The sequence below is a fragment of the Lysobacter xanthus genome, assembly GCF_047159895.1.
On sequence record NZ_BAAGAB020000023.1, the window covers coordinates 1 to 12,647 of the forward strand.

Below are 12,647 nucleotides of genomic sequence, written 5' to 3' on the forward strand. Positions count from 1 at the left end.
AAGCCGGGCGGGAAGCGCCCGCCGAGCCCGGAGGTGACGATCGCATCGCCGACCCGGATGTCGCTCGACAGCGGGATGTTCGCGAGCGTCAACACGTCGCTGCGTCCGGTGCCGTAGGCCACCAGCCGGACGCCGTTGCGTGCGACTGCAACCGGCACCGCGTGGTCGGGATCGGTGATGAGCAGCACGTCCGAATGCAGCGGCCCCGCATGCGTGACCTGCCCGAGCAGGCCGTGGCCGTCGATCACGCTCTGGCCCTCGCGGACGCCGTCGCGCACGCCGGCGTCGAGCACGAGGCGCTGGTGCGTCGGATCGAGGTCGACGTCGAGGATCGGCGCGAGCTGCACGTCGAGCCGGCCGCGCTGCGCCGCATCCAGCAGGGCGCGCAGCCGCGAGTTGTCGGCGACGACCGTGCCGAGCCGCGCGATGCGGGCCTGCGCGATCAGCAATTCGCGACGCAGTTGTTCGTTGCGGTGCGCGAGCTGCGCGACCGTGGCGACGTTGTCGACCGTGCTGCCCGCAAGGCGCCCGGGCAGGCCGACGACCGCGCGCACCGGCTCGGCGGCCACGCCGATCTCCTCGCGCACGCGATGCAGCCAGCCGCCGCGATGGTCGAGCACGGCGAGCGTCACCGCCGCCGCGAGGTAGGCGAGCAGGCGCAGCGTGCCGGCGGCATCTCCGAGTCGGGCAGGAGCGGAGGGTGCGGGCACGGAAAGGGGGCGCCGGATCGTAGGAGGAGTTCGCGATCCCTGCGGACCGGATCACCGGTCCGCGCTGCGGGTGCGGGCGTCGATCGCGATCGCCGCACCCGGACCGCACCGGTTATTCCGGTGCGAAGAACTCGTTGCCGTGCATGTCGACCAGCTCGAGCGCACGACCGCCGCCGCGCGCCACGCAGGTCAGCGGATCGTCGGCGACCTGCACGTGCAGGCCCGTCTCCTCGCTGATCAGGCGATCGACATCGCGCAGCAGCGCACCGCCGCCGGTGAGCACGATGCCGCGCTCGGCGACGTCGGCGCACAGTTCGGGCGGGGTCTGCTCGAGCGCGAGGCGGATCGCGGCGACGATGCCGGCCAGCGGCTCGCGCAGCGCCTCGAGCACCTCGTTGCTGCTGATGGTGATCATCTTCGGCACGCCCTCGGCGAGATTGCGGCCGGAGACTTCCATCGTGCGCACGTCCTGCTGCGGGTAGGCGCAGCCGATCGACATCTTGATGCGCTCGGCGGTCGCCTCGCCGATCAGCGTGCCGTAGTGGCGACGCACGTAGTTGATGATCGACTCGTCGAAGCGGTCGCCGCCGATGCGCACGGACTGCGCGTAGACGACGCCGTTGAGCGCGATGACCGCGACTTCCGTGGTGCCGCCGCCGATATCGACGACCATCGAGCCGCGCGCCTCGGTCACCGGCATGCCGGCACCGATCGCCGCCGCCATCGGCTCCTCGATCAGGTAGACCTCGCGGGCGCCGGCCTCTTCGGCCGACTCCTTGATGGCGCGGCGCTCGACCTGGGTGGAGCCGGCCGGCACGCAGACCAGCACGCGCGGGCTCGGGCGCAGGAAGCGCGACTTGTGCACCTTGCGGATGAAGTACTTGAGCATCTCCTCCGTGTAGGTGAAATCGGCGATGACGCCGTCCTTCATCGGGCGGATGGTCGTGATGTGGCCCGGGGTGCGGCCGAGCATCTGCTTGGCCTCGGCGCCGACGGCGGCCACGGACCGGCTGCCGCCGACCATGCGGTCCTGGCGCACGGCCACGACCGACGGCTCGTTCAGGACGATGCCCTGGCCGCGCACATAGATGAGGGTGTTGGCCGTGCCCAGGTCGATGGACAGGTCGTTCGAGAAAATGCCGCGAAACTTCTTCAACATCGGGGGAATGGCCCTGAAAAGGGTGACGCGAGGGCGGGCGCGGGCAGGACCGCGCGAGGTGCGCCAGCCTAGCAACCGCCCCCCTCCGGGGCAAGGAATCACCGGGTCTTCACGCGGCTTCGGCGAGCCGGTCACACAGCGGCCGCACGCGCGGTTCAGCTGGGCGCGGCGCGCGTCGCTGGCCGCCGGCGGGGCCAGCCGCTACCCTACCCGCCGCCCCGCGCCCGGCGCGGTCTACCCCGAGAACGATCCCGAATGTCTGCCCTGATCTGCGGCTCGCTGGCCTACGACACCATCATGGTGTTCCCGGACCAGTTCAAGAACCACATCCTGCCGGACAAGGTACACATCCTGAACGTCTCGTTCCTGGTGCCGCGCATGCGCCGCGAGTTCGGCGGCTGCGCGGGCAACATCGCCTACAACCTGAAATTGATCGGCGGCGATCCCGTGCCGATGGCGACGGTAGGCCAGGACTTCGCGCCCTACCGCGCGCACTTCGAGAAATGCGGCATCCGGCTCGACCAGGTGCGCGAGATCGGCGACATGTTCACGCCGCAGGCGTTCATCACCACCGACCTCGACAACAACCAGCTCACCGCCTTCCACCCCGGCGCGATGAGCCGCTCGCACGACAACCACGTGCGCGACGTCGCGGGCATCACCTTCGGCATCGTGGCGCCGGACGGCCGCGACGGCATGATCCAGAACGCGCAGGAATTCCACGACTGCGGGATTCCCTTCATCTTCGATCCCGGCCAGGCGATGCCCCTGTTCAACGGCGACGAGTTCCGCAACTTCATCGAGCTCGCCGACTACGTCGTGGTCAACGACTACGAGTCGAACATGCTGCAGGAACGCACCGGCTGGGACGAGGCGACCATCGCCTCGAAGGTGCGCGCCTACATCACCACGCGCGGCCCGCGCGGCTCGCAGATCCACGTCGACGGCGAATGCCACGAGATCCCGCCGGCGCGCGAGCGCGACATCGTCGATCCGACCGGTTGCGGCGATGCCTTCCGCGCCGGGCTGATCCTGGGCCTGATGCGCGGCTACGACCTGCCGACCTGCGGCCGCATGGGCTCGCTGATGGGCGCGCTCAAGGTCGGCCATCCGGGCACGCAGAACCAGCACTTCACCTACGACGAGTTCGCGACCGAATTCCGCGACCAGTTCGGCTACGCGCTGGGCTGAGCCCGGCGACGCGGGCGAGGTCGCGCTCGGCGGTTTGCGCCCGCTCGAAGCCGCGCCTCAGCCCACGCGCGACCAGTCGGGCTGCGGCAGGGCGCCGAGGCCCGGCCGCGCGAAGAAGTAGCCCTGGAACAGCCGGACGCCGGCCGAGCGCAGCCAGGCGTATTCCGCGGCCGTCTCGACGCCTTCGGCGATCACCTGCGAGCCGAGTTCGGCGGCCATGCGCAGCACGTTCCCGACCACCGCCTGCCGCGGCCGATGGTGGTCGACGCCGCGAAGCAGCTCCATGTCGATCTTCAGCACCTGCGGCTGGAACTGCACGAGCAGGCCGAGACCGGCGAAGCCCGCGCCGAAGTCGTCGATCGCGGTGGTGAAGCCGCGCCGCTGGTAGTAGGCGAGGATGCTGAGCGCATGCTTGGGATCGACGATGCGTTCGCTCTCGGTCAGCTCGAACATCAGCCGCTCCGCGGGCAGCCCGACCTTGTCGGCCGCCGCGAGCGTCAGCCGGATGCAGCTCGCCGGCTCGTAGACGGCGTTCGGAATGAAGTTGATCGACAGCCGCGCGTCGCCGAGGCCGAGGCGCGCCGCGGTCTCGATCGCGAGCACGCGGCAGGTCTGGTCGAAGCGGTACAGCGTCTCGGGCGTGATGCGGTCGAGCACCCAGCCGGCCGGTTCGCCTTCCGGTCCGCGCACGAGGGCTTCCCAGCCGTAGACCTCGCGGCGCGCGACGTCGACGATGGGCTGGAAGGCCATCTGCAGGCGCAGGTCGAGCGCGCCGTCGGTGTCGCGGCAGCGCAGGCAACCGTGCATCGACGGGTCGTCGGCGAAGAATTCGCTCAGGTACATCGGCTCCTCCGCGTTACCAGCCGGGCATGCGCGTCGCGTCGAGGCCGCCGACCTCGAACGTCGCCTCGCGCGCGGGCGCGCCCTTCAGAGGAAGCTTTATCGTCAGCGTCCGCGCTTTCTTGACCGTGCGCCACAGCGCGCGCTCGTCCTCGACGAACATCGCGATCGCCTCGTCGGTCTTGGGCCGGCTGCCCGCCATGCTGCGCGGCATGCCGTCGACGGTCATCTTCAGCGTGCAGCCGCCGTAGCAGTCGAAATCGCCGTTCTCGATCACGACGTAGCTGCTGCGCCCCCAGGCCGGGTGGTCGCGGAAGATCAGCCGGGCGCGCGTGCGGCCGGCGCCGGTGTCGATGATCTCCTTGGAATAGATCGACGCATTGAGCTGGCGACCCTTGCCGACCGGCGTGGTCTGGTACGCCCACAGGCCCTTCAGTCGCGCGTCCTCGGCCTGCGCGTCGGCCTTCGACTTGGCGGCCCGGCAGGCGTCGGCGCGTTGCGTGACTTCGGCACTGCCCGGATGGCGGAAGGCGAGCACGTCGCACTGGGCCCGCGCGAGCGTCCAGTTCTCGCTGGCGAGCGCGGCGTCCACGTCCTGCGCCATCTTCGCGGCATCGGCGGCGTCCTGCTGCGCCTTCGCCTTCACGGCGGCCTGCGGATCGGGGCCCGGGCCGCAGGCGGAGAGGCCGAGCAGCAACAGGGGCGAGAGACGGATGGCGCGCATCGTGGGGCTCCGGCGGGCGGTGGCCCGACGATAGCAGCCCGTCGTGGGGCCGGCCGTCAGCCGCCGGTGCGCAGCCTGCGCAGTGCGCCGCGCAGCCACGTCGCGCTGTCGACCGCCGGCACGCCCGGGCACTGCACCAGGTAGGCGCGGCCGGTCATGCTGCTCTTCGACCCCGCGAGTTCGATGAAGCGCTCCGCGCTGGTCGCGGCGCCGCGGCGCTCGAGGTAGTCGTACTTGCGCTGCAGGTGTTCGCGCGCGGCCGGCGCGTCGTACCACGTGCCGTTGCGATTGAAGCGACAGCCCGACTGCCCGAGCGCGGCGACGAGGCCGGCGACTTCGCGCTGCGTCGTGGACGGCGGCGCGGCGACCGCGCCCAGCGACGCGAGCAGGCCGGCGAGGGCGAGAACGGATCGGCGCATGTCGGCTCCACGGTCGGCGGTCGACGCACGATAGTCGGCGACGCCTGAATCGCGGATACGCGAAGGCCGCCGGCGCTGCCGCCGACGGCCTCCTGTGGCAACGCCGAGGCTCAGCGCGCCGGCGCGGCGGCGGTGCCCTTCGCCTCGGCGATCACCTGCTCCACCGAGCCCGACGTGATCGGGTGGTAGCCGGCCTTCGCCTTGGCATACACCTGCTCCGCGAGCTGCAGGCCCTGCGGCGTCTTCACCAGTTCCGCATAGGTCGGCATGATCAGCTTGCGACGGCCGATGCGGGTCAGGAAGTCCGCGATCGCGCCATTGGCCTGCGCGTAGCCGCTGCGCACGGCGAGCGGGTACCAGCGCTGCGCGATCTCGCCGTTCGCCGTGCCGGTGAAGTGGAAGACGCCGTCGAGCGCGGCCAGCTGCTCGGGCTTCATCACCGGCGGCAGTCCCTCGATGAAGTGCACGTACTCGTACGTCGTCCACTTCGCGGTCGCCGCCGCGTCCGGCAGCGTGCCCGCGTCGAGGTAGGCCTTGCGCATCGCGTCGACCGCGTCGAAACGGGGGCTGGTCACCTGCGGCGCCGTCGACGGGATGCCCGGCTCGTTCAACCACGCATCGAACTCGGCCTGCGTCACCTTGCCGGGGTACTTGTCGAGCAGGTTGGCCTTCGCATACGCGGCGAACTGTTCGGTCGTGATCGACTGGAACGCGAAGTGGTCGAAGTAGCCGCGCAGGAACGGGTCGAAGACCTCGCGACCGAAGCGCGTCTCCAGGAACTCGGCGAACCACGCACCCTTCGTGTAGACCGTGCCGGTCAGGTTGTCGTCGGGGTCCTTCAGCACGCCGGCCTTGATCGCGAGCGGCTGCCGGTCGCGGTTGGCGTCGGTGAACTCCTCCTTGATCTCGTTGCGGCCGACGATCTTCTCCATGTCCGCGCGCTCGCGGCCGTAGAGGTCCTCGACGATGCGCATCTCGACGTACGTGGTGAAGCCCTCGTTGAGCCAGGCGTCGCGCACGCGGGCGAACGTCACGAGGTTGCCCGACCAGCTGTGCGCGAGCTCATGCGCGATCAGCGAGACGAGCGACTTGTCGCCGGTGATCGCCGTCGGCGTCGCGAACGTGATGCGCGGGTTCTCCATGCCGCCGTACGGGAACGACGGCGGCAGCACCAGGATGTCGTAGCGGCCCCAGCGGTACGGGCCGTAGAGCTTCTCGGCGGTCGCCATCATCTTCGGCGTGTCCGAAAATTCCGCGGCCGCCTTCGGCGCCATCGCGGGCTCGGCCCAGACGCCCGAGCGCGGACCGGTCGGCTGGAAGACGAGGTCGCCCGCGGCGATCGCCAGCAGGTAGGACGGGATCGCCTGCGGCATCTCGAAGCTGTAGTCGCCGTCGCGCGCGGCCTTCGGGTCGTTGTTCGCGCTCATCACCACCATCACGTCCTTCGGCGCGGTGACATGCGCGGTGTACGTGAACCGGACCATCGTCGTGTCCTGCAGCGGCACCCACGAGCGCGCATGGATCTGCTGCGACTGGCTGAACATGAACGGCGTGGTCTTGCCCTGCGTCATCTCGGGCGTGAGCCACTGCAGGCCCGAGGCCGTCGGCGCCGTGCGGTACGTGATGCGGATGCGCTTGTTGCGCTCCGGCGCGGCGATGGTGAGCCGGCTGCCGAGGATCTTGTCGGCCGGCGCCTGCACGAAGGTGAGGTCGCGCCAGTTGCCGTCGGCGCGCTCGCCGACCACCTTCTCGATCGTGAGGTCGCGCGTGTCGAGGACGAGCTTGCCCCACGTCGGGTCGAGCCAGTCGAGCGTGTAGGTCGCGCTGCCGGACAGCTGCTTCTGGTCGAAGTCGACGTGCAGCTCGAGCGCGAGATCCTTCGTCCGGACCTTGTCGGGCTCGGCATAGGAATGCTCGTCGAGGCGCGGCGCCTCGCGGGTGGCCGGCGCGGGCGCCTTCGTGGCGCCATCGGCGGCCGGCGCGGCATCGCGCTTGCAGCCCACGGCCGCGAGCAGCGCGAGGGCGAGAACGGAAACGGTGAGCAGGGGAAGCGTTCGCATGGTCCGGGCCCTCGAAAAGACCGGGCGAGTGTACTGCGCGTCCCGTGTGGCGACCGACCACCCGACTTCCGGCACGGGCCGTTCCGCATCGACTCCGCCATCCTCGCGGCCCGCGATGCCGGCCGTCCGTACGCGGCATGTGCCATCGGCCATGCCCCGCCCCGCTAAACCCGGGTGCGCCGCGCCGCATCTCTCCCGCACGACCTTTCTCCGGCCCATTCGATGACGCTCACCCGCACCGCCCTCGCGCTCGCCACGCTCGCCTTCGCCCTGCCCGCCGCCGCGCAGGACGCGACGCGCATCCCCCACCTCGACGGCGCGATCGTGGTGGACGGCCGGCTGGACGATGCCGCCTGGTCGCAGGCGACGCCGGTGGAGCTGGCCTACGAGATCTCCCCGGGCGACAACACGCCGTCGCCGGTGCGCACCACGATGCGCATGGCCACCACCCGAGACGCGCTGTACCTCTCCTTCCATTCCACCGATCCGGATCCGACCAAGATCCGCGCGCACCTCACCGATCGCGACGGCGCCTTCCGCGACGACTTCGTCGGCGTGATGCTGGACACGTTCGACGACCATCGACGGGCCTACGAGTTCTTCGTCAATCCGCTCGGCGTGCAGATGGACCTCATCCGCGAGGAGGCGACCGGCAACGAGGACGACTCGTGGGACGGCCTGTGGTCGAGCGCGGGCCGGATCACCGCCGACGGTTACGACGTCGAGATCCGCATTCCGTTCTCGACGCTGCGCTTCCGCGACACCGTCGGCGCGCGCCGCTGGGGCGTGATCGGCTTCCGCAGCTATCCGCGCAACGTGCGCCACCAGCTCGCCAACGTCGTGGTGCCGCGCGGCGGCAACTGCCTGCTGTGCAATGCCGCCAAGGTCGAGGGCATGGAGGGCGTGCAGCAGGGCCGCAACCTCGAAGTGGTGCCGACGCTGACGGTGACCAACGCGCAGTCGCGTGATCGACGCGACGGCGCCTGGCAGGGCGACGGTACGCAGATCGAGCCCGGCGTCGACGTCTCGTGGGCACCCTCGCCCAACCTCACGCTCAATGCCACGCTCAATCCGGACTTCTCGCAGGTCGAGTCCGACCAGGCCCAGCTCGACCTCACCAGCAACTTCGCGCTGTATTTCCCCGAGAAGCGCCCCTTCTTCATGGAGGGCGCGGACTACTTCAATACGCCGTTCCAGGTGCTGTACACGCGGCAGGTCGCGGACCCGGACTACGGCCTGCGCGTCACCGGCCGCACCGGCAGCGGGGCCTACGGCGCGTTCGTCGCCCGCGACTCGATCACCCAGCTGCTCGTGCCCGGCGTGCTGGGCTCGGGCTTCGAATTCCTCGAGCAACCCGCCGACGTGCTCGTCGCACGCTACCGCCACGACCTCAACGCGGGCACCAGCATCGGCCTGGTGACCACCGCGCGCCACGGCGACGACTACCGCAACGACGTCGCGGGCGTCGACGGCCGCTGGCAGCACGGCCGGCATACCGTCGTCGCGCAGGTGCTGCGCAGCGATTCCGAATATCCGGTCGCGCTCGGCTTTGCCGATCCGACGCCCGCGGGCAATGCCTGGCGCGCGTCCTACGATTACGAGTCGCGCAACTGGTTCGGCTCGACGTGGTTCGAGAACGTCGACCCCGGCTTCCGCGCGGACCTCGGCTTCATCGGCCAGGTCGGCTACGACAAGGGCCTCGTCGGCGGCGGCCGCAACTGGTTCTTCGACAAGGGCACGAAGATCTCGCGCGTGCAGCTGTATGCGGACTACGACATCACGCACCGCTTCGACGGCCAGCTGCTCGAACGGGAGCTCGAATCGCGCCTGAGCTTCAACGGCCCGTGGCAGAGCAACTTCGGCGTGCAGGGCATGACCCGCGCACGCTTCTGGGACGGTCGGCTGTTCGACGAGTCCTACGTGAACCTGTTCGGCAACATGACGCCGCGCTCGGGCGTGCAGGTCGGCGGCAACTTCCGCACGGGCTCGCAGATCGACATCGCGGCGTCGCGCCGCGGCCGCGGGCGATTCTTCGACGTCTGGGGCAATTTCTCGATCGGCGAAGGCGTCGCGCTGAACCTCGACCTGTTCCAGCAGAGCCTGCGTCGCGACGGCGGCACGGCGTTCGAGGCGACCGTGCTCGACACGCGCATCGCCTGGCAGCTGGATCCGCGCCAGCGGCTGCGGTTCACCGTGCAGGCGAGCAACGTGGCCAAGGATCCCGCGCTCTACACGCGCCCGGTGAGCCGCCATGCGCGCGACGTCGGCGCGCAGCTCGTCTATTCGTACAAGGTCAATCCGCGCACCGCGGTGTACGCCGGCGGCACGCTCGGCGGCTTGCTGGACGACGAGCACCGCGACCTGTTCGCGAGCAACCGCGGCGTGTTCTTCAAGTTCACCTACGGCTGGCAGCCGTAGTCGCGGCTCAGGCCTTGTAGCCGGTGTGGATCGCCACGATGCCGGCCGACAGGTTACGATAGGACGTCCGGGCGAAGCCCGCGGCGTCCATCATCGCCTGCAGTTCGCGCTGCGGCGGATGCTTGCGGATGCTCTCGGCGAGGTAGCGGTAGCTCGCCTCGTCGCCCGCGATCATCGAGCCCAGCCGCGGCAGCACGTTGAACGAATGGAAGTCGTAGACGGGCCGGAACCAGCCGGCGGTGACCTGCGAGAACTCCAGCACGCGCGCCTGTCCGCCCGGGCGCAGCACCCGCAGCATCTCGCGCAGCGCGGCATCCTTGTCGGTGACGTTGCGCAGGCCGAAGGCGATCGTGACGAGATCGAACGCCCCGTCGGGGAACGGCAGCGCCTGCGCATCGCACTGCACCCAGTCGAGCCCGCGCACGAGGCCGCGGTCGGTCAGCCGATCGCGGCCCACGCGCAGCATGTCGCCGTTGATGTCGCCGACCACCACCTCGCCGGTCTCGCCGACGCGGTCTTTGAGCAGCACCGCGATGTCACCGGTGCCGCCCGCGAGGTCGAGCACCCGATCGCCCCGGCGCGCCTGCGCGGTCGCCACGAAGTAGCGCTTCCACACCCGGTGGATGCCGAGCGACATGAGGTCGTTCATGACGTCGTACTTCGACGCCACCGACGAGAACACCTCGCCGACGAGCTTCTTCTTCTCGCCGACCGGAACGTCCCGGTAGCCGAAATGGGTGGTGTCGCCGCGCGGGTCTTCGCTCATGCCTCGATTATCGCATCCCGTGCGCGATGGCCGCGCCGCGCCGCGATCTGAGCCGGATCAAACGGCGGGCGGTTGCGCGGCGGGAGAATCGATCGCCCCGGGGAGGGGGGACATCGATGAGCCTGGACCCGCACGACCTCGCCCCGCCCGCGCTGATCGATTCGATCGCCGGCCTCGAACGCCACCTGGCGCATCCCGAGGCCGGTCCCGTGGCCGGGGCGGGCGTGCATCCTGCGCTCGGGCTGGACGACTGGCTAGGCCTCGGGCTCGACGCGACCCGCGCCGCGTACGAGCGCGCGCAGCGGCTCGGCCTGCCGCTGGTGCGCCTCGACTCGCTCCCCTCCGAGCCCGAGGCGCTCGCGCTGCTCGACCCGCAGCTCGCGCGGACGCTGCGCGCGTTCCCGGTCTGCATCCGCCATGGCGCGGCCGCGGTCGCGATGGAGGACCCGGCCGCCCCGCAGGCGCAGAACGTGCTGGGCTTCCTCAGCCGGCACCGGGTGACGCCCGTCGTCGCCAGTGCGCACGACATCCGCGAGGCGATCGCGAGGCACTAGGACCAGGCCGAGGATCGGCGCGTCGCGCTGCAGCTCGGCCTCGACCCGGGCAGCCATGCGCTGGTGGCCTCCGAGCAGGAGGCCGTGCGCCTGTTGCGCGAGCAGCCGGTGGTGCAGCTCGTGCACGACCTGATCGCCGAAGCGGTGGAGCGCCGCGCCTCGGACATCCATCTTCGACCCGGCGAGCGCGGCGCGGACCTGCTGTTCCGCATCGACGACGAACTGGTGCCCGTCCGCCGCATGCTGCGCGCGCTGACGCCGGCCTTCGTGAGCCGGGTCAAGGTGATCGCCGGCATGAACCTCGCCGAGCATCGCAAGCCGCAGGACGGCCGCACCGGCTTCGCGCTGCCCGACGGTCGCGAGGTCGACCTGCGCGTGTCGGTGTTGCCCACGGTCTTCGGCGAGAGCGTGGTGATCCGCTTGCTCGACGCGCGCGAGAGCCTGTGGAGCCTGGACCAGGTCGGCCTCACCGCGCAGGACCGCAAGCGCGTCGACGATGTCATGACCCGCAGCCACGGCATGTTCCTCGCCACCGGGCCCACCGGCTGCGGCAAGTCGACCACGCTGTACGCGATGCTGCTCGCGTTGCGGGAACAACGGATCAACATCCTCACCATCGAGGATCCCGTCGAATTCCATATCGCGGACGTGCAGCAGATGCAGGTGAACCGTGCCGCGGATTTCACCTTCGCGAGCGCATTGCGCAACGTCCTGCGCCACGACCCCGACGTGATCAGGGTGGGCGAGGTGCGCGACCACGAGACGGCCGAGATCGCCGTCGAAAGCGCGCTGACCGGCCACCTCGTCCTCAGCACGCTGCACACCAATACCGCGGCCACGACCGTGACCCGGCTGCTCGACCTGGGCGTCGAGGCGTACCTGCTGCGTGCCTCGCTGCTGGCGGTGATCGCGCAGCGGCTGGTGCGGCTCACCTGCAGCGCCTGCCGCGACGTCGAGGACGTCGATCCGCACGTGCGCGAGGCGCTCGGCGTGGGCGCCGAGGAAACGTTCCATCGCGGACGCGGCTGCAGCCGGTGCGAGGGACTCGGCGTGCACCGCCGCCGCGCGGTCTACGAGCTGATGGAGATCACGCCACGCGTGCGGGCACTGATCGTGCCCGGCGCGCAGGCCGACGCCATCCACCGTGCCGCGGTCGCGGACGGCATGGTGCCGATCACGCAGGCGGCCGTCGAACTCGCGCGCCGGGGGCTCATCTCGCTCGACGAGGCCTGGCGCGTCCGCGCGGACTGAGCCGCCTCAGGTGCCGACGTTGAACTCGTTCTCGGAATCGGCCCGGCCGAGTGTTTCCAGCGCGAGCGACATCGCCAGCGTGTAGCTCTGCGCCGCGTAGCCGTTGACCACCGCGATGCGCGTGCCCGTGCCCGCCGGAATGACCGGGTCGGGCACGTCGTGGCTGTCGTCGTGCACTTCGATGTAGGGCACGTCGAGGTGGTTGAGCGTGTGGCACAGGCCCGCGCTCGATCGGGCGCAGGCGCCCGGGTCGAGCAGGATGATGTCGGCCTGCCCGCGGTCGATGCGCGCCAGGCGCTCCAGCAGCTGCGCCTCGGTGCCGCAGCGGTAGTGCTTCAGCTCCAGTCCCGCGTGTCGCGCCCGTGCGCTCATTTCCGCGCGCACGGTCTCGTTGGTTCGTCGACCCTCCGTGCTGTCGGGGCCGTGGATCATCACGATCGCCATCTCATGTCCTCGTCGGGACCCTCGCGACGGTGTCGCGATCCGCGGTCCCCATGGCGACCACGTTAGGCATCGCGATGTGCACGAGGCATCGAATCCGAACGCGGATCGCGG

At 70.4% G+C, this 12,647-nt stretch carries 12 protein-coding genes; 4 read left to right on the forward strand and 8 right to left on the reverse strand.

Annotated elements, in window-relative coordinates:
* Both mreC and ACY35P_RS07765 read right to left on the reverse strand, forming a co-directional pair.
* On the reverse strand, window positions 1-710 hold a 710-nt coding region (gene mreC, locus ACY35P_RS07760; protein ID WP_462115262.1), incomplete at its 3' end, for a rod shape-determining protein MreC.
* Between the two features lie 112 nt (window positions 711-822).
* Complete coding sequence (locus ACY35P_RS07765) at window positions 823-1,869, reverse strand: rod shape-determining protein (RefSeq protein ID WP_462115263.1); 1,047 nt, start codon at window positions 1,867-1,869, stop codon at window positions 823-825.
* Between the two features lie 255 nt (window positions 1,870-2,124).
* Between ACY35P_RS07765 and ACY35P_RS07770 the strand changes: the two genes are divergently transcribed.
* A complete protein-coding gene (locus ACY35P_RS07770) occupies window positions 2,125-3,060 on the forward strand; it encodes a carbohydrate kinase family protein (RefSeq protein WP_462115264.1) in 936 nt (311 codons plus the stop codon).
* A gap of 57 nt (window positions 3,061-3,117) precedes the next feature.
* Here ACY35P_RS07770 and ACY35P_RS07775 read toward each other — a convergent pair whose 3' ends face one another.
* The 4 genes from ACY35P_RS07775 to ACY35P_RS07790 form a co-directional block, all read right to left on the reverse strand.
* Window positions 3,118-3,903, reverse strand: a complete 786-nt coding sequence (locus ACY35P_RS07775) for an EAL domain-containing protein (RefSeq protein WP_462115265.1) — start codon at window positions 3,901-3,903, stop codon at window positions 3,118-3,120.
* A gap of 13 nt (window positions 3,904-3,916) precedes the next feature.
* Window positions 3,917-4,624: a hypothetical protein gene (locus ACY35P_RS07780; protein WP_462115266.1), complete on the reverse strand. Its 708-nt coding sequence runs from the start codon at window positions 4,622-4,624 to the stop codon at window positions 3,917-3,919.
* Between the two features lie 56 nt (window positions 4,625-4,680).
* Window positions 4,681-5,043 carry a YfeK family protein gene (locus ACY35P_RS07785; protein ID WP_462115267.1) on the reverse strand — a complete coding sequence of 121 codons (363 nt, stop codon included), beginning with the start codon at window positions 5,041-5,043 and terminating at the stop codon, window positions 4,681-4,683.
* A 110-nt stretch (window positions 5,044-5,153) separates the two neighbouring features.
* Window positions 5,154-7,103: a M1 family metallopeptidase gene (locus ACY35P_RS07790; RefSeq protein ID WP_462115268.1), complete on the reverse strand. Its 1,950-nt coding sequence runs from the start codon at window positions 7,101-7,103 to the stop codon at window positions 5,154-5,156.
* A 222-nt stretch (window positions 7,104-7,325) separates the two neighbouring features.
* On the opposite strand from ACY35P_RS07790, the gene ACY35P_RS07795 reads away from it, so the two are divergent.
* Window positions 7,326-9,521 carry a carbohydrate binding family 9 domain-containing protein gene (locus tag ACY35P_RS07795; protein WP_462115269.1) on the forward strand — a complete coding sequence of 732 codons (2,196 nt, stop codon included), beginning with the start codon at window positions 7,326-7,328 and terminating at the stop codon, window positions 9,519-9,521.
* Between the two features lie 7 nt (window positions 9,522-9,528).
* Here the strand turns inward: ACY35P_RS07795 and ubiE are convergent, their stop codons facing one another.
* Window positions 9,529-10,287, reverse strand: a complete 759-nt coding sequence (gene ubiE / locus ACY35P_RS07800; RefSeq protein WP_462115270.1) for a bifunctional demethylmenaquinone methyltransferase/2-methoxy-6-polyprenyl-1,4-benzoquinol methylase UbiE — start codon at window positions 10,285-10,287, stop codon at window positions 9,529-9,531.
* 116 nt (window positions 10,288-10,403) lie between these two features.
* On the opposite strand from ubiE, the gene ACY35P_RS07805 reads away from it, so the two are divergent.
* Both ACY35P_RS07805 and ACY35P_RS07810 read left to right on the forward strand, forming a co-directional pair.
* Complete coding sequence (locus tag ACY35P_RS07805; RefSeq protein ID WP_462115271.1) at window positions 10,404-10,841, forward strand: GspE/PulE/PilB domain-containing protein; 438 nt, start codon at window positions 10,404-10,406, stop codon at window positions 10,839-10,841.
* Window positions 10,842-10,904: 63 nt separating this feature from the next.
* Window positions 10,905-12,092, forward strand: a complete 1,188-nt coding sequence (locus tag ACY35P_RS07810) for a GspE/PulE family protein (protein ID WP_462115272.1) — start codon at window positions 10,905-10,907, stop codon at window positions 12,090-12,092.
* A gap of 6 nt (window positions 12,093-12,098) precedes the next feature.
* Here ACY35P_RS07810 and ACY35P_RS07815 read toward each other — a convergent pair whose 3' ends face one another.
* Window positions 12,099-12,536, reverse strand: a complete 438-nt coding sequence (locus ACY35P_RS07815; protein WP_462115273.1) for a type II 3-dehydroquinate dehydratase — start codon at window positions 12,534-12,536, stop codon at window positions 12,099-12,101.
* Window positions 12,537-12,647 lie beyond the last annotated feature (111 nt).